This is a genomic window from Pseudomonas cistanchae, from assembly GCF_054483635.1.
Genome location: NZ_JBTLWN010000005.1, coordinates 166,887 through 190,235, shown reverse-complemented (window position 1 = coordinate 190,235; position 23,349 = coordinate 166,887). Strand labels below are relative to the sequence as shown.

General features: G+C 61.3%; 25 protein-coding genes and 1 tRNA gene. 19 read left to right on the top strand and 7 right to left on the bottom strand.

Going from position 1 to position 23,349, the window contains the following annotated elements; genetic code table 11:
* Positions 1 to 30 precede the first annotated feature (30 nt).
* A complete protein-coding gene (locus tag ACX0MV_RS15280; protein WP_458983373.1) occupies positions 31 to 1,083 on the top strand; it encodes a Glu/Leu/Phe/Val dehydrogenase dimerization domain-containing protein in 1,053 nt (350 codons plus the stop codon).
* Here ACX0MV_RS15280 and ACX0MV_RS15275 read toward each other — a convergent pair.
* Positions 1,080 to 1,559 carry a GNAT family N-acetyltransferase gene (locus ACX0MV_RS15275; protein ID WP_458983372.1) on the bottom strand — a complete coding sequence of 160 codons (480 nt, stop codon included), beginning with the start codon at positions 1,557 to 1,559 and terminating at the stop codon, positions 1,080 to 1,082. The two genes, ACX0MV_RS15280 and ACX0MV_RS15275, sit on opposite strands and share 4 nt — an antisense overlap.
* A gap of 115 nt (positions 1,560 to 1,674) precedes the next feature.
* Here ACX0MV_RS15275 and ACX0MV_RS15270 point away from each other — a divergent pair.
* Positions 1,675 to 1,749, top strand: a tRNA-Arg gene (locus ACX0MV_RS15270).
* Between the two features lie 53 nt (positions 1,750 to 1,802).
* Here the strand turns inward: ACX0MV_RS15270 and sstT are convergent.
* Positions 1,803 to 3,032 (bottom strand): serine/threonine transporter SstT, encoded by a 1,230-nt coding sequence (gene sstT / locus ACX0MV_RS15265; RefSeq protein ID WP_458983371.1) that lies wholly within the window; start codon positions 3,030 to 3,032, stop codon positions 1,803 to 1,805.
* A gap of 228 nt (positions 3,033 to 3,260) precedes the next feature.
* Between sstT and ACX0MV_RS15260 the strand changes: the two genes are divergently transcribed.
* A complete protein-coding gene (locus ACX0MV_RS15260) occupies positions 3,261 to 3,905 on the top strand; it encodes a YceH family protein (RefSeq protein ID WP_458983567.1) in 645 nt (214 codons plus the stop codon).
* An 81-nt stretch (positions 3,906 to 3,986) separates the two neighbouring features.
* Here ACX0MV_RS15260 and ACX0MV_RS15255 read toward each other — a convergent pair whose 3' ends face one another.
* Positions 3,987 to 4,340 (bottom strand): phage infection protein, encoded by a 354-nt coding sequence (locus ACX0MV_RS15255; RefSeq protein ID WP_458983370.1) that lies wholly within the window; start codon positions 4,338 to 4,340, stop codon positions 3,987 to 3,989.
* Between the two features lie 375 nt (positions 4,341 to 4,715).
* Here ACX0MV_RS15255 and ACX0MV_RS15250 point away from each other — a divergent pair, with 375 nt between their 5' ends.
* Genes ACX0MV_RS15250 through ACX0MV_RS15235 form a run of 4 tightly spaced genes read left to right on the top strand, consistent with a single transcriptional unit; the run spans position 4,716 to position 8,625 of the window.
* The gene (locus ACX0MV_RS15250; RefSeq protein ID WP_458983566.1) at positions 4,716 to 5,957 is read left to right on the top strand and encodes a glutamine synthetase family protein; all 1,242 of its coding nucleotides are present in this window, start codon (positions 4,716 to 4,718) and stop codon (positions 5,955 to 5,957) included.
* Positions 5,958 to 6,002: 45 nt separating this feature from the next.
* On the top strand, positions 6,003 to 7,322 hold the full coding sequence (locus tag ACX0MV_RS15245) for an MFS transporter (protein WP_458983369.1): 1,320 nt from the start codon (positions 6,003 to 6,005) through the stop codon (positions 7,320 to 7,322).
* On the top strand, positions 7,319 to 8,014 hold the full coding sequence (locus tag ACX0MV_RS15240) for a TIGR04283 family arsenosugar biosynthesis glycosyltransferase (protein WP_458983368.1): 696 nt from the start codon (positions 7,319 to 7,321) through the stop codon (positions 8,012 to 8,014). The genes ACX0MV_RS15245 and ACX0MV_RS15240 overlap by 4 nt, the downstream gene beginning before the upstream one ends.
* The gene (locus ACX0MV_RS15235) at positions 8,011 to 8,625 is read left to right on the top strand and encodes a TIGR04282 family arsenosugar biosynthesis glycosyltransferase (RefSeq protein ID WP_458983367.1); all 615 of its coding nucleotides are present in this window, start codon (positions 8,011 to 8,013) and stop codon (positions 8,623 to 8,625) included. Before ACX0MV_RS15240 ends, ACX0MV_RS15235 begins: the two co-directional genes overlap by 4 nt.
* Before the next feature lie 10 nt (positions 8,626 to 8,635).
* Here the strand turns inward: ACX0MV_RS15235 and ACX0MV_RS15230 are convergent, their stop codons facing one another.
* The 4 genes from ACX0MV_RS15230 to flgA form a co-directional block, all read right to left on the bottom strand.
* Positions 8,636 to 9,406 carry a flagellar brake protein gene (locus ACX0MV_RS15230; RefSeq protein ID WP_458983565.1) on the bottom strand — a complete coding sequence of 257 codons (771 nt, stop codon included), beginning with the start codon at positions 9,404 to 9,406 and terminating at the stop codon, positions 8,636 to 8,638.
* A gap of 61 nt (positions 9,407 to 9,467) precedes the next feature.
* The gene (locus ACX0MV_RS15225; protein ID WP_458983366.1) at positions 9,468 to 9,935 is read right to left on the bottom strand and encodes a flagella synthesis protein FlgN; all 468 of its coding nucleotides are present in this window, start codon (positions 9,933 to 9,935) and stop codon (positions 9,468 to 9,470) included.
* 87 nt (positions 9,936 to 10,022) lie between these two features.
* Complete coding sequence (gene flgM, locus ACX0MV_RS15220; RefSeq protein WP_458983365.1) at positions 10,023 to 10,364, bottom strand: flagellar biosynthesis anti-sigma factor FlgM; 342 nt, start codon at positions 10,362 to 10,364, stop codon at positions 10,023 to 10,025.
* Between the two features lie 152 nt (positions 10,365 to 10,516).
* A complete protein-coding gene (gene flgA, locus ACX0MV_RS15215; protein WP_458983364.1) occupies positions 10,517 to 11,275 on the bottom strand; it encodes a flagellar basal body P-ring formation chaperone FlgA in 759 nt (252 codons plus the stop codon).
* A gap of 74 nt (positions 11,276 to 11,349) precedes the next feature.
* Between flgA and ACX0MV_RS15210 the strand changes: the two genes are divergently transcribed.
* From ACX0MV_RS15210 to flgK, 12 genes are all read left to right on the top strand, one after another.
* Complete coding sequence (locus ACX0MV_RS15210) at positions 11,350 to 12,282, top strand: chemotaxis protein CheV (RefSeq protein WP_458983363.1); 933 nt, start codon at positions 11,350 to 11,352, stop codon at positions 12,280 to 12,282.
* A gap of 45 nt (positions 12,283 to 12,327) precedes the next feature.
* Positions 12,328 to 13,155: a protein-glutamate O-methyltransferase CheR gene (cheR, locus tag ACX0MV_RS15205; protein WP_458983362.1), complete on the top strand. Its 828-nt coding sequence runs from the start codon at positions 12,328 to 12,330 to the stop codon at positions 13,153 to 13,155.
* 289 nt (positions 13,156 to 13,444) lie between these two features.
* Entirely contained in the window at positions 13,445 to 13,852 is a 408-nt protein-coding gene (gene flgB / locus ACX0MV_RS15200) for a flagellar basal body rod protein FlgB (RefSeq protein WP_458983361.1), read from the top strand.
* A gap of 14 nt (positions 13,853 to 13,866) precedes the next feature.
* Positions 13,867 to 14,310 (top strand): flagellar basal body rod protein FlgC, encoded by a 444-nt coding sequence (gene flgC / locus ACX0MV_RS15195; RefSeq protein WP_458983360.1) that lies wholly within the window; start codon positions 13,867 to 13,869, stop codon positions 14,308 to 14,310.
* A gap of 24 nt (positions 14,311 to 14,334) precedes the next feature.
* Entirely contained in the window at positions 14,335 to 15,003 is a 669-nt protein-coding gene (flgD, locus tag ACX0MV_RS15190; RefSeq protein ID WP_458983359.1) for a flagellar hook assembly protein FlgD, read from the top strand.
* A gap of 42 nt (positions 15,004 to 15,045) precedes the next feature.
* Entirely contained in the window at positions 15,046 to 16,362 is a 1,317-nt protein-coding gene (gene flgE / locus ACX0MV_RS15185; protein WP_458983358.1) for a flagellar hook protein FlgE, read from the top strand.
* 199 nt (positions 16,363 to 16,561) lie between these two features.
* Positions 16,562 to 17,302 (top strand): flagellar basal body rod protein FlgF, encoded by a 741-nt coding sequence (locus ACX0MV_RS15180; protein ID WP_458983357.1) that lies wholly within the window; start codon positions 16,562 to 16,564, stop codon positions 17,300 to 17,302.
* A gap of 46 nt (positions 17,303 to 17,348) precedes the next feature.
* Positions 17,349 to 18,134, top strand: coding sequence for a flagellar basal-body rod protein FlgG (gene flgG / locus ACX0MV_RS15175; protein WP_458983356.1), 786 nt, complete (start codon positions 17,349 to 17,351; stop codon positions 18,132 to 18,134).
* Positions 18,135 to 18,213: 79 nt separating this feature from the next.
* Positions 18,214 to 18,933, top strand: coding sequence for a flagellar basal body L-ring protein FlgH (flgH, locus tag ACX0MV_RS15170; RefSeq protein ID WP_458983355.1), 720 nt, complete (start codon positions 18,214 to 18,216; stop codon positions 18,931 to 18,933).
* Between the two features lie 11 nt (positions 18,934 to 18,944).
* Positions 18,945 to 20,048: a flagellar basal body P-ring protein FlgI gene (locus ACX0MV_RS15165; RefSeq protein ID WP_458983354.1), complete on the top strand. Its 1,104-nt coding sequence runs from the start codon at positions 18,945 to 18,947 to the stop codon at positions 20,046 to 20,048.
* Positions 20,049 to 20,065: 17 nt separating this feature from the next.
* The gene (flgJ, locus tag ACX0MV_RS15160; RefSeq protein WP_458983353.1) at positions 20,066 to 21,241 is read left to right on the top strand and encodes a flagellar assembly peptidoglycan hydrolase FlgJ; all 1,176 of its coding nucleotides are present in this window, start codon (positions 20,066 to 20,068) and stop codon (positions 21,239 to 21,241) included.
* 6 nt (positions 21,242 to 21,247) lie between these two features.
* Positions 21,248 to 23,326 (top strand): flagellar hook-associated protein FlgK, encoded by a 2,079-nt coding sequence (gene flgK, locus ACX0MV_RS15155; RefSeq protein WP_458983352.1) that lies wholly within the window; start codon positions 21,248 to 21,250, stop codon positions 23,324 to 23,326.
* Positions 23,327 to 23,349: the final 23 nt, after the last annotated feature.

Below are 23,349 nucleotides of genomic sequence, written 5' to 3'. Positions count from 1 at the left end.
CGAATAACAACAATCGTTTAAGGAAGTCCCATGTCGGTGTTTTCTCACGTCGAGTTCGATCATCACGAACAGGTGGTTTACGGCCACGACAAGGCCTCGGGCCTCAAGGCGATCATCGCCATCCATAACAGCAACCTCGGCCCTGCGCTGGGCGGCTGCCGCATGTGGCCCTACGCCAGCGACGACGAAGCGCTGCGCGACGTGCTGCGCCTGTCCCGCGGCATGACCTACAAATCCGCGCTGGCCAATTTGCCTCTGGGCGGCGGCAAGGCGGTGATCATCGGCGATCCGCACACCGGCAAGAGCGAGGCGCTGTTCCAGGCCATGGGCGGTTTCGTCAACAGCCTCGGTGGGCGCTATATCACCGCAGCGGACTCCGGCACCGGCGTTGCCGAAATGCAGATCATGGCCGAGCGCACCCGCCATGTATCCGGCGCCGGCCAGCGCGAAGCCTTCGACGGGGGCATGCGCAACGGTGACCCGTCGCCGTCCACCGCCTATGGCGTATTTATCGGCATTCAGGCGGCAGTCAAGCAGCGCCTCGGCCGCGATGACCTGTACGGCCTCAAGGTCGCCATTCAGGGTGTTGGACAGGTCGGCTTCAGCCTGGCCAAGCATCTCAAGGATGCAGGCGCTGAATTGTGGGTGACCGATATCGTCGAGCTGAACGTGCGCCGCGCCGTCGAGCAACTGGGTGCGCGGGCGGTTGCCCAGCAGGACATCTTCAGCCTCGATGTGGACGTGTTCGCGCCCTGCGCCATGGGCGGCATCATCAACCGGCAGACGCTCGAAGCACTGCGCGCACCGATTATCGCCGGCGCGGCCAATAACCAGCTGGCCGACGCAGAACTGGCCCAGGAACTGCGTCGCCGTGAATGCCTGTATGCACCGGACTATGCGATCAACGCCGGCGGCATCATCGACGTCTGCTACGAGCGCACGGGTGGCAGCGCCGCGCAGCTGAAGGCGCATATCGAAGGCATTGGCGAAACCCTGCACCTGATCTTCCAGCGCGCCGAGCTGGAAGGCCGCAGCACGGTGGAAATCGCCGATCGCCTAGCCGAGGAGCGTTTCCGCCGTTAGTCCAGGGTAATCGCCAGGCTGATGCCGTGTGGCTTGAAGCCCAGGCTGGCATAAAAGGCATGGGCCGATTCGCGGCTATGGTGGCTCGACAGGGCGACCTTGTAGCAGCCCCAGGTACGGGCGCGCTCGATGGCCTTGGCCATTAATGCGCGGCCGATGCCAAGGCCGCGGGCATCTTCGGCCACCACCACGTCTTCGAGAATCGCCGAGCGGGCGAAGTTATGCGCCAGGTGCTCGATCAAGTTCAGCGTGCAGGTGGCGAGTAGCTTGCCGTCGCGTTCAGCGACCAGCACCTCGCGGCTGGCAGGCAGTTGCGCAAGCTGCAGCGCCAGCAGCTGGCTGTCGATACGTGGCTCGTCCGGCGCCAGTTGCTGCAACAAGGCCGCGAGGGCCGGTGCATCGGTGACGCTAGCGGCGCGGAGGTTGAAGCTGGCGAACGGCGAATTTGGCGGGCTCGATAAACGTGCTTGGCTCATGGGCCGATCTCCGCAGGCATTTTGATCTGCAGTATGGCCAAGGCAAGATGGCAGCGGCATGACAAAATCGCCCAGGCTCGCTAAGATGCGGCCCGCTGACGAGTTAGCGAAACATGTCTCCTTAGTTCAATGGATAGAACAAGCCCCTCCTAAGGGCTAGATGCTGGTTCGACTCCAGCAGGGGACGCCAAATAAAAAAGGCTTACGCATTGCGTAAGCCTTTTTTCGTTTCTGGGTCGAGGCTCAGCTCGCCGCGCCTCGCTGTTCTTCGGCGATGCACGCGGCGGCGGTGAAGAGCACGTCGGTGGAGGAGTTCAGTGCAGTCTCCGCCGAGTCCTGCACGATGCCGATGATGAAGCCCACCGCGACCACCTGCATGGCGGTGTCGTTGGGGATGCCGAACAGGCTGCAGGCCAGCGGGATCAGCAGCAACGAACCACCGGCCACACCCGAAGCGCCGCAGGCACAAATCGCCGCGAGCAGGCTCAGGAGCAGGGCGGTCGGCAGATCGATGGCGATGTTCAGGGTATGTACCGCCGCCAGGGTCAGCACACTGATGGTGATCGCCGCGCCGGCCATGTTGATGGTGGCGCCCAGCGGAATCGATACCGAATAAGTCTCTTCATGCAGACCCAGGCGCTTGCACAGCTGCAGATTGACCGGGATGTTGGCGGCCGAACTGCGAGTGAAGAATGCGGTAATGCCGCTTTCGCGCAGGCAGGTGAACACCAGCGGGTAGGGGTTGCGGCGGATCTTGAAGAACACGATGGCCGGATTGATCGCCAGGGCGACGAACAGCATGCAGCCGACCAACACCAGCAGCAGGTGCAGATAGCCGAGCAGTGCGCCCATGCCCGATTCGGCCAGCGTCGCCGCAACCAGGCCGAAAATACCCAGCGGCGCGAGGCGAATGACCAGTTTGACGATGCTGGTGATGCCATCCGACAGGTCGGCGAGCAGTTGCCTGCTGCCTGGCGCGGCGTGACGGAAGGCCAGCCCCAGCCCGATCGCCCAGGCCAGGATGCCGATGAAGTTGCCCTGCAGCAGCGCATTCACCGGGTTGTCCACCACGCTCAGCAACAGCGCTTGCAGGACGTCGGCGATGCCGCCCGGCGGCGTGAGCGTAGCGGCGTCGCTGACCAGGGTCAGGCTCGACGGGAAGAGGAAGCTGGCGAGCACCGCAAGCAGTGCGGCACTGAAGGTGCCCAGCACATACAGCAGCAGGATCGGGCGGATGTGGGTTTGCTGGTCACGCTGGTGGTTGGCGATCGACGCGGTCACCAGGATGAATACCAGCACTGGCGCCACGGCCTTCAATGCCGAAACGAACAGCGTGCCGAGAAACCCGGCGCTCTTCGCCGCTTGCGGAAACAGCAGGGCCAGGGCGATGCCCGCGATCAGGCCGACGAGGATCTGCACGACCAGGCTGGTGCGGTTGAGCAGGTTCAGGAGGGGGCTTAGGGCTTGGGTCATGACGACTCTCGACTGAGTTGAGCGGGTGCCAGTCGACGCGGAACAGGCCAGCGGTCGGGCAGCTTGGGGATTGAACAGGCCGTGGGCGTGTCGAGCCTGAAAAATAGCGCGCGACTCTAGCACAACCGCGCCAGGCCGGTCGCAGCGAGGGGCGATCCATGCGTGCGCGTATCAACCCTTTGCCAGTCAGGCTAGGCTAGCGCAATGGATGAACCAGAGAGCACTGCAATGACCCGCGAGACCAGCGTCGAACACACCGATATTTCACTGAGCGCCATCGAAGCGCGCATTCTCGGATGCCTGATCGAGAAGCAGGCGACCACGCCGGAACTCTATCCGCTGACAGCCAACGCCCTGGTGCTGGCCTGCAACCAGAAAACCAGTCGCGAGCCGCTGATGAACCTCAGTGCCGGCCAGGTCGGTCAGGGCCTGCGCAGCCTCGAGGGCCGCGGGTTGGCACGGTTGCTGATGGGCAGCCGTGCGGATCGGTGGGAGCACCGCTGCGACAAGACCCTGGAGCTGGTGATGCCGCAGGTGATCGTGCTCGGCCTGCTGCTGTTGCGCGGCCCGCAGACAATCAACGAGCTGCTGACGCGCAGCAACCGCATGCATGATTTCGAAGACACCGAGCAGCTCCAGCACAATCTTGAACGCATGATCAGCCGTGGCCTGGTGTGCCAGGTGCCGCGGCAGGCCGGGCAGCGCGAAGACCGCTACATGCATATGTTGGGTGACCCGGCTGATTTGCAGGCGGCGCTGGAAGCGCGGGCGAGCGAGCCAGTAAGGGCGACGAGCGCCAGTCAGGAGGCGCGTATGGAGGCGTTGGAAGCGCGGGTGGCGGCGTTGGAGCAGAAGCTCGCCGAGCTGGAATAGCCTCAGGCACTAAAAAGCAAAGGCGCCCCGGTGGCGCCTTTGGCGTAGATGAAATGTCGCGTGAGTCCTGGCATAGCCACCTCAACCTGCACGTTGACTAAGGGTACGCTCAGCGCCACCTTCGGCGATGCGCAGACGCTCTTGCAGACGATCCGCACCGCTTTCCGCCAGACGATTCGCTCCGGTACGGTCCGCGCCATCTTCGGCGACTCGCAGGCGTTCCTGCAGGCGATCTGCACCCCCCTCAGCCAGGCGGTTCGTTCCGACACGATCTACACCACCTTTGGCGAGCGGCATCAGGCCTGTCTGGATCACCGGTTCAATTCGGCTGTCTTTGGCTTCGCCCAACAGGGGCTGCGGGTCGTCTTGCGGCAGTGCGAACGCGCCTGCGGACAGGCTGGCAAGAATCAAGGCGGTCAATAGTTGCTTTTTCATGTTCGGCTCCTCAATGGGGCGAATGTGGGTACGCGAGCCACTATCGCGTAGGAGCCTCTGCTGCAGAAGTGCAGGCTAGGCATGGTAATTATCGACGTAGTCGATAATGTTCAGCCGCAACGGCAAGCCCTAGTGTCGCGTGCCTGCGCACGAGCGAGCCGCCGGAATCGGCGCCACGGTGAGCTGACGAGTTTGCTGGCATGCTTGAAATATCGAACGGTCGATGCGTATTTTGTACAGCGATCCCGCCCATGCTTCCAAGGACAGCCCGCCATGAACATTCCGAGTCGCTCCGAGCTGCAAGCGCTGTTGAGTGACGTTGATGAAGTCGAGTGCGTAACCCCGGATCTGAATGGCGTACCGCGGGGCAAGGTGATGACCGCCGCAGGCTTTCTCGAAGGGCGCCGCCTGCAATTGGCGAGGGGCGTGCTGCTGCAGTGCATCATGGGCGGCTACCCGGCGGCGAAGTTCTACGGCCGCGATGATGGCGATCTGGTACTCAACGCCGATCCCGCGCAGGTTTATCGCCTGCCTTGGAGCAGCAGCCCAAGAGCCCTGGCGATTTGCGATGCCGACGAGCTGGACGGGCGCAGCTCCGGTCTGTCCACCCGGGGTCTGCTCAAGCAGGTATTGGCGCGCTACACTGACCAGGGTTTGCAGCCGGTGGTGGCGACCGAACTGGAGTTCTTCATCTTTGCGCCGAACCCCGATCCCCAGCAGCCGTTCGTTCCGCCCGTGGGCCTGGACGGCCGGCGCGAGGACGGCGCATCGGCGTTCAGCGTCAGCTCGAACAACGGCCTGCGGCCGTTCTTCGCCGAGGTCTACCGATGCATGGCGGCGCTGGGGTTGCCGCGCGACACGGTGATGCACGAGATGGGCGTCAGCCAGTTCGAGATCAACCTCTGGCATGGCGATGCACTGCTGCTCGCAGACCAGACGTTCCTGTTCAAGCACCTGCTCAAGGAAGTGGCGCTCAAACACGGCCTGACCGTGGTGTGCATGGCCAAACCGCTCCCGCATACGCCCGGCAGTTCCATGCATATTCACCAGAGCCTGGTGGCGCACGGCAGCGGTGGCAATATCTTCAGTGACGAAAACGGCCAGGCCACGCCGGCGTTCTACCACTTCATCGGTGGCCAGCAGGCGGCCATGGCTGACCTGACGCTGCTGTTTGCCCCCCATGTGAATTCCTATCAACGGCTTTGCCACCCCTTCGCGTCGCCGAACAATGCCTGCTGGTCGGAAGACAATCGCGCCGCAGGCCTGCGTATTCCCGCCAGCTCACCGGCCGCACGGCGGGTGGAAAATCGCCTGCCGGGGGCGGATGCCAACCCCTACCTGGCGTTGGCGGCCAGCCTAGCCGCAGGCCTGCATGGCATCGAGCGGCAGTTGCAGCCGAGCGAGCCGCTGCAAGGCGAGTTCGTCGTGACGGACGAGCTGACGCTGCCGTGCACCATGCACGCGGCCATCGAGCGGCTGAAGCGCAGCCCGTTGGCACTGGAACTGTTCGGGGGCGAGTTCATCGAAGGCTACATCGCCAGCAAGACCCTGGAGTTGCGCAGTTACTGCGATGAAATCAGCCCCTGGGAGCGGCGTGTGCTTGCCGCTCATGTATAAGTCTGTTGGTCATCCGTTCATTTCATAAGGAGTTTTTCCCAGCCCATGAGCCGCATTTTAAAGCCGTTCAGTTCGTTGTATTTCGCCACCCTGTTGATGCTCTTGGGTTCCGGTTTGTTGGGGACCTACCTGGCCTTGCGCCTGGCGCAGACGGTGGACGGCTTGTGGGTCGGCGCGTTGATGGCGGCCAATTACATCGGCCTGGTGCTGGGCGGCAAGGTCGGCCACCGGTTGATCGCCCGGGTCGGCCATATTCGCGCCTATGTGGCCTGCGCCGGGGTGGTCACGGCTGCGGTGCTTGGCCATGGGCTCAGCGATTGGCTGCCGAGCTGGCTGGTGCTGCGCATGGTGGTCGGCCTGGGCATGATGTGTCAGTACATGGTGATCGAGAGCTGGCTTAACGAACAGGCGGAAACCCAGCAGCGGGGCCAGGTATTTGCCGGTTACATGGGCGCGTCCTACCTGGGGCTGATCCTTGGCCAGCTGGTGCTGGTGGTCCATCCGACCCTTGGTCTGGAGCTGCTGATGCTGGTCGCGCTGTGCTTCGCGCTCTGCCTGGTGCCGGTTGCGCTGACGCGGCGGCTGCACCCCGCGCCATTGCACCCGGCGCCGTTGGACCTGCGTTTTTTCGTCGCGCGCATTCCGCTGTCGTTGACCACCATCGCGGTGTCGGGGTTGCTGATCGGCTCGTTCTACGGCCTGGCGCCGCTGTATGCGACCCGGATGGGTTTGCCGACCGAACAGGTCGGCCTGTTCATGGGCTGCTGCATCCTGGCCGGCCTGTTGGTGCAATGGCCGCTCGGGTGGTTGTCCGACCGCAGCGACAGGGTCTGGCTGATCCGCATCTGCGCCGGCCTGCTGGCATTGGCGGCGTTGCCTCTGGCGCTGATGCCGCAGGTCGCGTTGCCATTGTTGATGGGTATCGGCTTTGTCGTCAGTTTGCTGATGTTCAGCCTGTATCCGTTGGCCGTTGCGTTTGCCAACGACCATGTCGAAGGCGAGCGTCGGGTGTCGCTGACCGCCACCCTGCTGGTCACCTTTGGCGTAGGCGCAAGCCTGGGACCTTTGCTCGGCGGGCTGCTGATGCGCTTCTTTGGCGCCAACATGCTCTACGCCTTTGTCTGTGCCTGCGCGCTCATTCTGGTCTGGCGCGTGCGGCCGGCAAGCGTCACTCACTTGCACCAGGTGGAAGACGCACCGCTGCATCACATTCCCATGCCGGACAACATGACTGGCTCGCCATTGATCGCCGCGCTTGATCCGCGGGTGGATGAACAGGTGGTGCAGGAGCAGATGCTCGATCCGGTTGCGCCTGACCACACTACTGTGCACGAACCGGATGCCGAGCAGGGTCCGCGCCCATGAGGGCAAGCGCTCTGAGCGTGATCATTCCGGTGCGCAATGAGGCCGATGCATTGCCGCGGCTGTTGCAGGACCTTGCGCCGTTGCGCACGGCAGGTGCCCAGCTGATCGTTGTCGACGGCGGCAGCAGCGACGCCACCTGCGAGCTTGCAGCGCCTTATGTCGACCTGCTGCTGACCGCGCAAGCGGGGCGTGCCGCACAGATGAATGCCGGTGCGGCGGCCGCCAATGGCGATTACCTGTGGTTCGTGCATGCCGACACCCGTATTGGCGCATCGTCCATCGAGCGTTTATTCAGAGTGCTGGCGGAGCGCCCGTGCTGGGGGCGATTTGACGTGCGGCTCTCTGGGAACGGCCTGGCGTTGCGGGTGATCGGATCGATGATCAACCTGCGATCACGACTGACGGGCGTGGCGAGTGGCGATCAGGCGATTTTCCTGGCGCGCGAAACCTTCGAAGCGCTCGGTGGGTATGCGCAGATCCCACTCATGGAGGACCTCGACCTGTGCCGCCGCTTGAAAAAGCAGGCGCGCCCGCGTTGCCTGCGTCCGCCCTTGACGACCTCCAGTCGACGCTGGGAGCGTCATGGGGTTTGGCGTACTGTATGGCTCATGTGGCGACTGCGCCTGGCTTACTATCGTGGTGTCGAGCCAGAGCGGTTGGCGCGCCAATATCAGCAAGAGCCGCCCTTATGAACCTGACCATCTCGTTGCACCTGCTCGCCCGCTCGCCTGTGCCGGGGCGAGTCAAAACCCGCTTGATCCCGGCGTTGGGCGAGGAGGGTGCGTGTGACTTGCAGCGGCTGCTGCTCGAACGTGCCTTGCACCTTCCGGACGGTGGTTTCAGTCAGCGTTTCCTCTGGCTAGACGACGGCCCCAATGAGGTACTACAGCTACTGGCCGATCAGTTGGGCTGGACGCTAGTGGAACAGCCGGCTGGCGATCTGGGGGTACGCATGCGGCGTATCGCGACCCTGGGGCTGGCGGAAAGTGATGCGGTGATTCTGGTCGGCAACGACTGCCCAGCACTCGATGGCGACTATATGGCTCGCGCTCAGGCAGCGCTGCAGCGCCACCCGGTGGTGATAGGCCCGGCCGAGGACGGTGGTTATGTGCTGCTGGGGCTGCGGCGCGTCGATGCGACGCTGTTCAGTGATCTCCCCTGGGGCACCGATCAGGTGCTGGCGCTAACTCGGGAACGACTGAACCAGTTGAACTGGGATTACCACTTGCTGCCAGTGCTCTGGGACGTGGACCGTCCCGAGGACCTGCCGCGTCTGGCAGGTCTCGGCATTCACGTCGGCTGAGCGCTCAACGTCAGAACAGCCCGTCGCTGTCGACTCGGCGGGCTTCGCGTTGCAACTGGTAGACGAACCGCTCGACCTGACGCTGTTCCAGGCCGCTCATGCGGTAGAAGCGGGCACCAGCGAAGGTGGTATCGACCTTTTCCGCGTATTGCACATGGCGAAGTTCGATTGCCGTGGTCATTGCGCCAAAAGGCAGACGAACGGTAAGTCGCTGATACACCTGGCCCGACTGTAGGCTGGCGGCAATGTTGCCGGCAAAGCGCAACTTGCAGCCGGTAGCAGAAATGTCCAGCAGATGGCCGCTCAGCGCCTTGCTGAGCTTGTCCCCCGCCAGCTCGACGACCACCTGTTCCCCCTGCTTGACCGGGGCTCTGTACGCGTTGCGCCGCTGGTGGTAGTGCACTTCCTCGGGCATCGGGCTGATGTAGCAGCGCGCGCCCTCGTGCTCGGTGATCTCGGAGCTGTGCACGCACTCCCAGGCCACGCGGACACCTTCATGGAACGCTTCGATGTGGAAGGGCTCGCCGTTCTGCAGAAAACGCTCGCCATCTCGGGGGATCATTTCATCGAGGACCAGGCGATTCCTGTCCCGGTCTACGTCGATCAGATAGCTCTGGAAGCGTTGACTTCGCTCGTGAAAGGTAATGATCAGCGGGTCGTGATTCTGCTGCAACTGGCGGAGGTTGGCGACGACTTCCACCGGCGTTTTCAGCACCTTGGGTGGTTGTGGGCCATCCTCCTCGATAAAGGGATTGGACACGGTCCAGTACTCTCCGAGCATAAACTTAGGTACTAGCATACTGGCATTGTGCCGGCATGTCCCTGTGCCTGGTTATAGGTTCTCAGGCTTGGCTGAGGGGGCGATGCTGGCCGATTCTAGCGGTACTGCCGCGGCTGTCATAGAGATTTGGCGTATCGCCGCCGCGCAGGATACCCAGCATGCTGCTGGTCGATGCCTGGCTGGAGCGGATCAAACGGCCGTTGCGCACGTTCGCTTGCTGGCATTGCTCTAACAGCGCGCTTAGCTGATCGCCGCGGGCGAGAAGGTCCGGGCCCAGGCTGGAGGTTGCCGCGAATGCCTGCAAGCCGGCGCTGTCCGCGCTCAGTTGCAGGTCGAGTAGCAGTTGAGCGCGCTGCTTGCCGTGCTGCTCAAGTTGAGTAAGCAGGGGCAGTTTGTTTTCCAGAATCTGCTGCAGGCGAGGCAGGTCACGCTCGCTGAGCGCTTGAAATTCGCTGTCGATCAGCTCAAGCAACTGCTCGGCGGTGCCGATATCCTGGGTGAAGAGATCAAGCAGAGTAGTGTCGTGCATCGCATGCTCTTGGGGTGTGCAGCAGATTGGGCAATGCATCGCGCAATCCGCCGACAGGCGTCAAACATCCCCAGCGCGGCGTGGTGACTAACGCTGGGATTCGAAATCGAGCAATCTGCTGGCAACGCGCTTGCTGTCGACACTGTAACTGCCGTCGGCAATGGCTTGTTTCAGCTGGGCGACGCGCTCGTTATCGACATTGGGCTGGTCACGCAGCTTGTCGCTGATTTTCTGCAATTGCTGCGCTTCACGGCTGAACTGAACGGATTCGCCACTCTTGCTGGCTTCAGCCTGTTCAGCAGCTGCGGGTGCAGTGGTGGGCTGCTTGGTACTGATGGCTTCGTTGCGACCACCAGACTGAGCAGCGCCGGCACGCCCCGAATTAGCGGGCGTTGCGGCATTGTTGAGCCGATTGAAGTCGATAACCATGATGCTAAACCTCGGACAGTGTATGGACGCTTGCCTAGCTTGTCGGCTGCATCGAAAAAAACTTTAGGCGAAATTTTTGTGCGTCAGCCAACAGTCTAAAACACCGATCAAAAAATCGTCAGCAAATATCTGCCGGCGGCCGTGGTTACGCACTACATCAGCACTTCGACCTGGCCAGGACCGGTTATACGGGCTTTGATCACGCGTTGTGAGCGTTGGTTGCGTACATTTATTTGCTTGCCTATGCCGCCATCCGATAATGCCTCACCCGGCATGCGCACGCTGATGCCGCCGCTGTGTGCGCTGATGACTACCTGATCCCCTCGCTTTACGACTTCGGCCTGCTCGACATGTATCGGCGCAAGAATCTGATCCGGGAGGAGTGGTCGCGTCAGTTTTTTACCAATGGCTTGTTTCACTGCGGTCAGATAGCCCTGTTTGAGCAGGCCCACGTCGCGCTCGGCGAGGGTCACATCCATGGCCGTGACCACGCTTTCGCGTTTCAGTGGACGAGTGGAAGTCACCACTTCACGGTACAGGCGCACGTGGCCAGGCACGAAAACCGTCCAAGGGCCGCTGCCGTCGCAGCGTACCCGGGTCGTGACCCGACCGATCGGTTGGGCGGGGCTTTCCAGCGTAGCGGTCAATTCTTTGTCACAAGCCGGCATCCGCAGGCGCGAATCCAGACGGCTGATTTCAATTTCATGGCGGCCGGCTATTCCGCTACGCTGCAAGTAGTCGGCAACGGCCTGCTCAAGAAACTTCTGGGCGGTGCCGATAAGCTGCTCAGGTGAAGTAATCGCGGCCGTGGCGACGTTGCTGCACCCGAGTAAAACCCAAGCAGCCAGAACTGCCCGCCAATAACGGTCTTTTGTCACTGCGCGTCGATAAATTGTCGTTTGTGCGTTCATGTTGAGTGAAAAGCAAGGCTCGTGCCGCCTGCTACGCTAACCAACACGCGCATGACTCATAAGAGGAGTTTGGCATGGCCGGTGTTTTGGATTCGGTTAACCAGCGAACTCAGCTGGTGGGGCAGAATCGCCTCGAGTTGCTGCTGTTTCGCCTGGGTGGCAATCAGCTTTATGGCATCAACGTGTTCAAAGTCAAAGAAGTGCTGCAATGCCCCAAACTTACCGTGATGCCGAAGTCCAGCCCGGTGGTGCGCGGTGTGGCGAATATTCGCGGTGGCACCATCCCTATTCTTGATCTGTCGATGGCCACGGGCAACGCGCCGCTGGAAAACATCACCAACAGTTTTGTCATCATCACTGAATACAACACCAAGGTTCAGGGCTTTCTGGTGCATTCGGTGGAGCGCATCGTCAACATGAACTGGGAGGCCATCCATCCGCCACCCAAGGGCACCGGGCGCGATCACTACCTGACGGCAGTGACTCACCTCGATGACAAGATGGTGGAAATCATCGATGTGGAGAAAGTGCTCGCCGAAGTGGCGCCAACCTCGGAGGTGATTTCCGTCGGCGTGCTGGACCAGCAGACGCAAGCGAAAGCCATCAGCAAAAAGGTCCTGACCTGCGACGATTCTTCGGTCGCACGGAAACAGGTCACCCGCTGTCTACAGACTGTCGGGGTTGAGGTCGTCGCCCTGAATGATGGCCGCCAGGCGCTGGATTACTTGAAGGCCATGGTGGCTGAAGGCAGGAAGCCTCACGAAGAGTTTCTGATGTTGATTTCCGACATCGAGATGCCGGAAATGGACGGCTACACGCTGACTGCGGAAATTCGCGCCGACCCGCGCATGCAAAAGCTGCACATCATCTTGCATACTTCGCTTTCGGGTGTGTTCAACCAGGCTATGGTGAAGAAGGTGGGGGCAGATGATTTTCTCGCCAAATTCCGCCCCGATGATTTGGCTGCACGGGTGGCGGAACGTATCAATTTGGCAGATGGGGACTGAGGGCGTTGTCCCTCGGTTTTGACTATGAGCGTCGAGGCCTCGCTAGTGTCTTCAGGTAATTTGGATTTTGAGCAGTTCCGGACATTCCTGGAAAAAGCTTGCGGCATCGTGCTGGGTAGCAATAAGCAGTATCTGGTATCCAGTCGACTGAACAAGTTGATGGAGCAGAACAGCATCAAAACCCTCGGGGAATTGGTGCAGCGCATGCAGAACCAGCCGCGCAGCGGCCTGCGTGAACAGGTCGTGGACGCCATGACCACCAACGAGACCCTGTGGTTTCGTGACACCTACCCCTTCGAAGTGCTCAAGACCCGGATTCTGCCCGAGATGATCAAGGCCAATCCGGGGCAGCGGTTGCGTATCTGGTCTGCGGCTTCGTCGTCCGGGCAGGAGCCGTTTTCGTTGTCGATGAGCATCGATGAATTCGAGAAAACCAACATCGGACAGCTCAAGGGCGGCGTGCAGATTGTCGCCACCGACCTGTCGCCATCGATGCTGGCCAATTGCAAGTCGGGCGAGTACGACAGCCTGGCGATGGGCCGTGGGCTTTCCCAGGAACGCCTGCAGCGTTACTTCGACCCGCTGGGGCCGGGGCGCTGGGTGGTCAAGCCGGCGATAAAAAGCCGCGTCGAATTTCGCCCATTGAACCTGCTGGACAGCTACGCCGCGCTTGGCAAATTCGACATCGTGTTTTGCCGCAACGTACTGATCTACTTCTCCGCAGAGGTGAAGAAGGACATCCTCACGCGCATCCACGCTTCGTTGAAGCCCGGCGGTTATCTGGTGCTGGGGGCATCGGAAGCCCTCAATGGCTTGCCAAATCATTACCAGATGGTGCAGTGCAGCCCGGGAATCGTTTACAAGGCGAAATAGCCGTTCAGCGTCCATTTTTCAGTAAGTTGATTCCAGCAACATCGCGAGCGGGAGGCCTATGAGCCTCCCGTTTTCGTTTCGAGGTCTTTAGCTGGCGCGCCAATGCAATGTTCCCCGCGAATTGCCGCTTTGCATTGCCGGCAGGCGGAAATGGATTGCCGCCTACCGTGAAAAAAGGCTTTGCCTTCTAATCAAGTCTTTGATTATTAACAATAAAATAAAATGGCACGGCCTTTGCTAAATGTCTTGCACGGACAACAGGCAAGCTCAACAGCAAAGGTTCCTGACCATGAGTATCAGTTTCGATCGCGCCCTCGGCATCCATGAAGAAGCACTCGGTTTCCGCGCCAAGCGGGCTGAGGTGCTGGCCAACAACATCGCGAACGCCGATACGCCGCATTACAAGGCGCGTGATCTGGACTTCGCCTCGATGCTTGCCGAGCAAACCGGCAAAACACAGCGCGGCCCAGTCAGCCTGAACCGCACCGATAACCTGCACATCTCCGCAGAGGCGATGAGCATGGGCGACGCCGGTCTTTTCTACCGCAACCCGACCAGCCCTTCGATTGACCAGAACACCGTGGACTTGCAGATCGAGCAATCCAACTACGCGGAAAACGCAGTCAATTTTCAAGCCAGCTTTACCCTGCTTAACGGCAAATTCAAAGGGCTCGTCAGCGCCCTGCGCGGAGAATAAAGGAGCCTGAAGCCATGTCACTCGCCAGTGTTTTCAATATCGCCGGTACCGGCATGAGTGCCCAGAGCACTCGCCTGAACACCATCTCCAGCAACATCGCCAACGCCGAAAGCGTGTCGTCGAGCGTCGACCAGACCTACCGCGCCCGCCATCCGGTGTTCGCCACCATGTTCCAGCAGGCACAGAACGGCGGCAGTGGTTCGCTGTTCGCCGAGCAGGACGAGGCCGGCCAAGGCGTGCAGGTGCTGGGCATCGTCGAGGATCAGAGCACCCTGATGCCGCGCTACGAGCCTAACCACCCGGCCGCGGACGGCAATGGCTACGTGTACTACCCCAACGTCAACGTGGTTGAAGAGATGGCCGACATGATTTCCGCCAGCCGGGCCTTCCAGACCAACGTCGAAATGATGAATACCGCCAAGCAGATGCTGCAGCGCGTATTGACCCTCGGTCAGTAAGCCTCAGAAAAGGAGCGCACGAACATGAGTACTGTTGGCGATGTAGCCGGTTCGGCACTTGATCAATACCAGATCAAGAGCGAGACCAAATCGAACAAGGAACTGGGCAAGAACGAGTTCCTCAATCTGCTGGTGGCCCAGTTGAACAACCAGAATCCGTTGGAACCGCAGGGCAACGGCGAATTCATCGCCCAACTGGCACAGTTCAGCCAGGTCGAAGGCATCGAGAAGCTCAACACCAGCATGTCTTCGCTGCTGTCCGGCTATCAGTCTTCCCAGGCACTGCAAGCGTCATCGTTGGTAGGCCGCAAGGTTATCGTCCCAACGGACAAAGCGGTGGTCGACACCAGCGAAAGCTTCAAGGCCAGCCTGGTGCTGCCGTCCAGCAGCAGCAACGTGTACGTCAACGTGTATGACAAGGCCGGCTCCGTGGTGAATCGAATCAACATGGGCGAGCAAGCTGCCGGCAACGTCAGCTTCATCTGGGACGGCAAAGACTCGAGCGGCAACATCATGCCGCCGGGCACTTACAAGTTCGAAGCTCAAGCGGCATACGGCAAAGAAACCAAGGCGCTCTACACCATGCTTCCGGCCAACGTCGACAGCGTCACCTTGGGCGGCAGCGAGCTGATGCTCAACCTTGCGGGCCTTGGCACGGTGCCGATGTCGCAAGTACAGGTTATCGGTCAGTAATTAACAGGTTTTATTCGCCGGTCGTCCGGCAAGGAGTCTCCCATGGCGTTCAATATCGGTCTTAGCGGCTTGCGCGCAGCGACCAGCGACCTCAACGTGACCGGCAACAACATTGCCAACGCCGGTACCGCCGGTTTCAAGCAGTCGCGCGCTGAGTTTGCCGACGTGTACGCGGCTTCGGTCAACGGCTCCGGGTCCAATCCCCAGGGCAGCGGCGTATTGCTCGGCAACGTTTCGCAGCTGTTCAACCAGGGCAACATCAACTACACGCAGAACTCCCTGGACCTGGCGATCAACGGCAACGGCTTCTTCCAGACCAGCAACAATGGCGAGGTCAGCTACACCCGTGCCGGTTATTTCGGCACTGACCGCGATGGCTTCATCGTCAACAACTTCGGTTATCGCCTGCAGGGCTACGGCGTCGATGCCAACAACAACCTGCAGAACGGCATCGTCACCGACCTGCGCATCGAGACCGCAAGCCAGGCGCCACTGCCGACCAGCAACCTGGACCAGACCTTCAACCTGAACTCGACCAATACCGTTCCAGCCACGGTGCCGTTCGACCCGACGGACCCCACGTCCTACAACTCGTCGACCTCGACCAACATCTATGACACCCAGGGCAATGCTCACGTTTTCACCCAGTACTTCCTGAAAACCGGCCCGAACGAATGGCAGATGAACGTGCTGATCGACGGCCGTAACCCGGACGACCCGACGCTGACCACGCCTTCCAGTGTTGCGCTGGAATTCAACACGGCGGGTCAGCTCGATATCCCGGCGCTGGTTGCGTCCACGCCGGCCGGTTTTTCGGTTCGCCCTGACGGCACCATCGACCTCACCACCTGGGTACCTGCCGCGCCGGACAGCGCAACGCCACCGGTGTGGTCGGCGAACGGCGCCGCTGCCAGCCCGACCGGGGTCAATATCGACCTGCGCAATTCGACCCAGTTTTCCAGCTCGTTCGCGGTCAACGCGGTCAGCCAGGATGGTTACACCACCGGCCAGTTGGCAGGCGTCGAGATCGACGACACCGGCGTGGTATTCGCCCGCTACACCAACGGTCAGTCGAACGTGCAGGGGCAGGTGATCCTCGCCAGCTTCGCCAACGTTCAAGGCCTGACGCCGGTGGGCAAAACCGGCTGGGTGCAGTCCTTTGCCTCGGGCGAGCCGGTGATCGGCACACCGCGCAGCGGTACCCAGGGCGCCTTGCAATCCGGCGCGCTGGAAGATTCCAACGTCGAACTGTCCGACCAGTTGGTGAACCTGATCGTTGCTCAACGTAACTACCAGGCCAACGCCAAGACGATCGAGACTGAAAGCGCCGTGACCCAGACCATCATCAACCTGCGTTAATGGCAGCGGCGGGTCACTGACCTGCCGCTAGCGGCAAAATCCCGCCAGTACCCCTTGAGAAGACTCCGCCCAGGAGTCTTTTCTGTTTAATAATTTCTTTAAATTCAAATAGATAAATTGTTCGTTAGTCAGTGGCACGACGATTGCTTTGTAAGAGTTACAGAGCACAGGGCGCCAAGCCCATCGCGGAGAATTGACCATGGACAAAATGCTGTACGTCTCCATGACCGGAGCACACAACAACACCGTTGCCCAGCGGACCCACGCCAATAACCTGGCGAACATTTCCACCAACGGATTTCGCCGCGACTTCGAGCAGGCTCGCTCGATGGCGGCGTTCGGTGATGGTCATCCGACCCGGGTCTACGCGATGAGCGAGCGCCCTGGTACCGACTTCACCCCAGGCTCGCTGCAGGAAACCGGACGCGATCTGGACGTTGCAATCGGCGGCAAGGGCTGGCTGGCGGTGCAGGCAGCCGATGGCAGCGAAGCCTATGTGCGTACTGCCAGCCTGAATGTCGACGCCCTCGGCGTGTTGCGTACCGGCAATGGTTTGCCGGTGATGGGCAACGCCGGCCCTATCGCCGTACCGCCCGAGCAGAAAATCGAAATTGGCCAGGACGGCACCATCAGTATTCGCGCGCTGGGTGAGGCGCCCAACGTGCTAGCCGAAGTCGACCGCCTGAAGCTGGTCAACCCCGATCCCAAGCAGATGGAGAAGGGCGCCGACGGCATGATCCGCTTCAAGGGCCAGCAGCCGGTATTGCCGGACGCCACCGTGCAGGTCACCTCGGGCTTTCTCGAATCGAGCAACGTCAACGCCGTGGAAGAGATGACGGCGATTCTCTCGTTGTCCCGCCAATTTGAACTGCAAGTGAAGATGATGCGCACCGCCGAAGACAATTCTTCAGCAATGGCGCGCGTTTTGCAGATGAGCTAATTACCAACACGCGGCGCCGTTAAAACGGCACCCGAGGAGAATCGATATGCTTCCGGCACTGTGGGTCAGCAAGACGGGTCTGTCCGCCCAGGACATGAACCTGACCACCATTTCCAACAACCTTGCCAACGTTTCGACCACTGGCTTCAAGCGCGATCGCGCCGAGTTCGAAGACCTGCTGTACCAGATCCGCCGGCAACCTGGCGGTCAGTCCAGTCAGGACAGTGAACTGCCATCCGGTCTGCAACTCGGTACCGGTGTGCGCGTGGTCGGCACCCAGAAGATCTTCACCGCTGGCAGCCTGCAAACCACCGAACAACCGATGGACATGGCGATCAATGGCCGTGGTTTCTTCCAGGTATTGATGCCTGACGGCACCGTGTCCTATACCCGCGACGGCAGCTTTCACCTCAACTCCGATGGCCAGGTCGTGACCTCCAGCGGCTACGCGCTGGAGCCGGCCATCGTGCTGCCCAATGAGGTGCGCACTTTCACCGTTGGTGAAGACGGCACCGTCTCGGTAACCACCACCGGCAACCCGCAGCCGCAGGTGATCGGCAACCTGCAAACCGCCGACTTCATCAATCCGGCGGGTCTTGAATCGATCGGCAACAACCTGTTTCTGGAAACCGCCTCGAGCGGCGCGCCGCAGGTCGGCACCCCTGGCCTCAACGGCCTCGGCACCACGCTGCAGAACACCCTGGAGAACTCCAACGTCAGCGTGGTTGAGGAACTGGTCAACATGATCACCACGCAGCGCGCCTATGAAATGAACTCGAAAGTCATTTCCACCGCTGACCAGATGCTCGGCTTCATCTCGCAGAACCTTTAACGCTTGATTTTCAACACCTGGGGTAAGGCATCCGCTCAGCCCTGACATACATGCAGTGATACGCCGTGAGGTAGTGGTTATGAACCGGCTTTTGATTCTTCTCGCAGTCAGTGGCTCGATGCTCTTGAGCGGCTGCATGGCGCCCGCGCCCAAGCCGGACGATCCCTATTACGCGCCGGTGCTGCCGCGCACCCCGCTACCAGCCGCGCAGACCAATGGCGCCATCTATCAGGCCGGTTTCGAAAACAGCCTGTTCGATGATCGCAAGGCGCACCGGGTGGGCGACATCATCACCATCACGCTCAACGAGCGGACCCAGGCCAGCAAGAACGCCAACAGCCAGATCCAGAAGGACAGCGCCACCGACATTGGCTTGCCGACCCTGTTCGGCATGGCCGTCACGCCGAGTAATCCGCTTAAAGGTCTCGGCGCGCTGGGCATGGGCGCCGACAACCTGGGCCTGAACTCCAGTTACGAAGCCAACCGCGAAACCGAAGGTTCCGGTCAAGCCGGGCAGAGCAACAGCCTGAGCGGTTCGATCACCGTGACCATTGCCGAAGTGCTGCCTAACGGCATTCTCTCGGTGCGCGGCGAGAAGTGGATGACGCTCAATACCGGCGACGAGCTGGTGCGGGTTTCCGGCCTGGTTCGCGCCGATGATATTTCCACTGACAACACCGTACCTTCAACCCGGATCGCCGATGCGCGTATCACCTATTCGGGTACTGGCGCCTTTGCCGACGCGGCTCAGCCGGGTTGGCTGGATCGCTTCTTTATCAGCCCGCTGTGGCCGTTTTGAGGCTGGGGAGCATGCGCATGTTCAAATCAATCATCGCGGTGATCGCACTGCTGCTGGCCACTACCGCTCAAGCTGAGCGGCTCAAGGACCTTGCCAGCATCCAGGGCGTGCGCAGCAACCAGTTGATCGGCTACGGCCTGGTCGTGGGCCTCAACGGCACCGGCGACCAGACCACCCAGACACCGTTCACCGTGCAGACCTTCAACAACATGATGGCGCAGTTCGGCATCAAGGTGCCGCAAGGTGGCAACGTGCAGCTGAAGAACGTCGCTGCGGTGTCGATCCATGCCGACCTGCCGCCGTTCGCCAAGCCGGGCCAGACCATCGACATCACCATTTCCTCGATCGGCAATGCCAAGAGCCTGCGCGGCGGCAGCCTGCTGATGGCGCCCTTGAAGGGCATCGACGGCAACGTCTACGCCATCGCCCAAGGCAACCTGGTGGTAGGCGGCTTCGACGCCGAAGGCGGCGACGGCTCGCGGATCACCGTCAACATTCCGTCGGCCGGACGCATACCCGGCGGCGCGACCGTCGAGCGGCCAGTTCCGAGCGGGTTTGACCAGGGCAACACCCTGACCCTGAACCTCAACCGTCCGGACTTCACCACTGCCAAGAATATCGTCGACCACATCAATGAACTGCTCGGCCCGGGCGTGGCTCAGGCGCTCGATGGCGGCTCGATTCGGGTCAGCGCACCGCTCGATCCGAATCAGCGGGTGGACTACCTATCGATCCTGGAAAACCTCGAAGTGGATGTCGGCCAGGCCGTGGCCAAGGTCATCATCAACTCGCGCACCGGCACCATCGTCATAGGCCAGAACGTGCGTGTGCAGCCAGCCGCCGTGACCCATGGCAGCCTCACCGTGACCATCACCGAAGACCCGATCGTCAGCCAGCCCGAAGCCCTGTCGGGTGGCGCCACCGCCGTGGTGCCGCGTTCGCGGGTGGACGCCGAGCAGGAAGCCAAGCCAATGTTCAAGTTCGGCCCGGGCACGACCCTGGATGAAATCGTCCGCGCGGTGAACCAGGTGGGCGCCGCACCTTCCGACCTCATGGCCATTCTGGAGGCGCTCAAGCAAGCTGGCGCCCTTCAGGCTGACCTGATCGTTATCTAAAAAAGGGAGCACACGCGATGGACTCTCGACTCTCCGCCGGTTTGCTTGGCTCGGGCAAAAGCCCGATAGACAGCGGCTCTTTCAATGACCTGAATCGCCTGCAGCAATTCAAGGTTGGCGGCGACAGCGAACAGAACATCCGTAAGACGGCTCAGGAATTCGAGTCGCTGTTCCTCAACGAAATGCTCAAGGCCATGCGCTCAGCCAACGAAGGGTTCGGTGAAGGCAACTTCATGAACAGCAACGAGAGCAAAAGCTACCAGGACATGTACGACCAGCAGCTCTCCGTGACCATGTCCAATCACCAGAACGGCATTGGCCTGGCCGATGTGCTGGTGCGGCAGATGTCGAAGATGCGGGACGCCGACAGCCGGCCGAACCCATTCGCCCAGGTCGATGAGCCGGTGCCGAGTGCGCCAAGCAAGCCCATGGCGAAGGTCGAGGGCGGGCGTGATGATTCGTCTCTGATCAATCAGCGGCGCCTGTCGCTACCCGGCAAGCTGACCGATCGGCTGTTGGCGGGCATCGTTCCGTCGGCCGGCAGCGCCGATGGGCAGCCGCTGGCACAGAACGACTGGATTCCCGCCAAGGCATTTGCCGCCCCCAACGACAAGACGCTGAGCCTGAGCGGCAGCGATGCCATCACGGGCCGGAGTTTGGCTCAACCACCATTGGCACCGGGCAAGGCTGCGTTCGGCTCGAAGGACGAATTCATCGCCACCATGCTGCCGATGGCCGAGAAGGCCGCCGAGAAGATCGGTGTCGACCCGCGCTACCTGGTGGCACAAGCCGCGCTGGAAACCGGTTGGGGTAAGTCGATCATCCGTCAGCAGGATGGTTCCAGCAGCCATAACCTGTTCGGCATCAAGACCCACAACAGCTGGGACGGCGATTCGGCACGGGTGCTGACCACCGAATACAAGGGCGGCAAGCCGGTCAAGGAAGCGGCCTCGTTCCGCGCCTACGACTCCTATGCCAGCAGTTTCGATGACTACGTGAGCTTCCTGCAGAACAACGGTCGCTACCAGGGCGCGCTGAAATCCACGGACAACCCCGAGCGTTTCGTCCGTGAATTGCAGCAGGCCGGTTACGCCACCGACCCGCAGTACGCTCGCAAGATCAATCAGATAGCCCGGCAGATGCAGACCTATCAAACCGTCGCGGCCGTCAGCACGCCGTCCACCAACGGATGATGAACCATGGCTGACCTCCTTAAAATTGGCCTCTCAGGATTGTCCGCGAACAAGACGTCGCTGGCGGTCACCGGCCATAACATCAGCAACGTCAACACGCCGGGCTTCTCCCGGCAGGACGCGGTGCAGGCGACCAACAACCCGCAATTCAGTGGGGTCGGCTATATCGGTTCCGGTACCACCCTGGTCGATATTCGCCGCTCGTACAGCGAGTTTCTCACCACCCAGGTACGCAGCAGCACGGCGCTGAGCTCCGATGTGGAGGCGTACAGAAGCCAGATCGAGCAGCTCGACTCGCTGCTTGCCGGCAAGACCACCGGCATCACGCCATCGCTGCAGTCGTTCTTTTCGGCCATGCAGACCGCCGCGGAAGACCCGGCCAACATCCCGGCGCGGCAGCTGGTGCTGTCCGAAGCTGAGGGCTTGGCCAAGCGCTTCAATACGGTTTACGACCGTATCAACGAGCAGAACGAATTCATCAACAAACAGATGTCGGCGGTGACCGAGCAGGTCAATCGGCTGGCGTCTTCGATCGCCGGTTACAACGATGCGATCGCCATTGCTGCCGCCAACGGCAAGCAGCCCAACGACCTGCTGGATGCCCGCGAAGAGGCGGTACGTCAGCTGTCCACCTTTATCGGCGTGACCGTGGTGCCGCAGGACGACAACTCGCTGAACCTGTTCGTCGGCTCGGGCCAGCCGCTGGTCGTCGGCAGCACTACCAGCCGTCTGGAAGCGGTGCCGGGGCGCGACGATCCCACCCGTTTCGAGATCGACTTCGTCAGCGGCAACTCGCGTCAGGGCGTGACTTCGCTGCTCACCGGCGGTGAGCTGGGCGGGCTGATCCGCTACCGTTCCGAATCCCTGGACCCGACCCTGAACTCCCTCGGGCGTATCGCCCTGGCCGTCAGCGATCAGGTCAACAGCCAGCTGGCCCAGGGCCTGGACCTGAAAGGCCAGGTCGGCACTGCGTTGTTCGGCGATTTCAACACCGCCGAAGCGGCTGCGTTGCGGGTGCGTTCCTCCGCAACCAACACCGGCAATGCCCAGCCGTTGCTGAACATCACCGACACCAGCATCCTGACCACCAGCGATTACCGTCTTTCCCTGGATGCCGGCGGCCCGCCGCCGACCTTCACCGCGCGGCGGTTGACCGATGGGGCGGATATCACGGTTACCGCCACGGACGATGGTTCGGGCAACTACACCCTGAGTTTTGCCGACCCCAACGTGATCGCACCTTCGCCGCCGCGCGATCAGGGTTTCGAGGTGTCGTTCAGCGCCGCTGAGCTGGCGCTTGCCGACGATGGTGATCGCTATCTGCTGCAACCGACCCGCCGCGGCGCCACGGCGATTTCGACCGTGCTGGATCAACCCGATCAACTCGCATTCGCTGCGCCGGTGCGCTCCGATGCCGGCTTGCAGAACCGCGGCAACGCGACCATCGGTCAACCCGAGCTGCAGAGCACGGGTGTCGCGATTGACCCCGTCGCGCTGCAGGGTGCGTTGCCGGTTACCCTGACCTACGACGCGACGGCCAGCGACTTCACCGTGCCTGCTGGTGCGACGCTGACCCGGATCAACCCGAACACTGGTGCACCGGCGACGCCCGCGACCTTCCAGCCCGGCCAGCAAAACACTTATGAGTTGACCCTGGCGGACGGCAGCAACCTGCGCATGACCCTTGGCGGTCGGCCGGAGGAGGGCGACACCTTCTCCGTGGCCTTCAACCAGAACGGCGTGTCGGATAACCGCAATGCGCTGAAGCTGGTGGACCTGCAAAAGAAACAGACCGTCGGCGTGGACCCGACCGTGACGACGATCGGCACCGGCTCCAGCTTTACCGACGGATACGGCGACATGGTCGAACGTGTGGGCACCCTGACCGCGCAGGCACGGCAGGACAGTACTGCCACAAGCGCTATCCTTAAACAGGCGACCGACAATCGCGATTCGCTGTCCGGGGTGAGCCTGGATGAAGAAGCCGCCAACCTGATCAAGTTCGAGCAGTACTACAACGCCTCGGCACAAGTGATTCAAGTTGCGCGCTCTTTGTTCGATACCCTGATAGGCGCATTCAGATAACGGCCGCTGCACAACGCACCCGT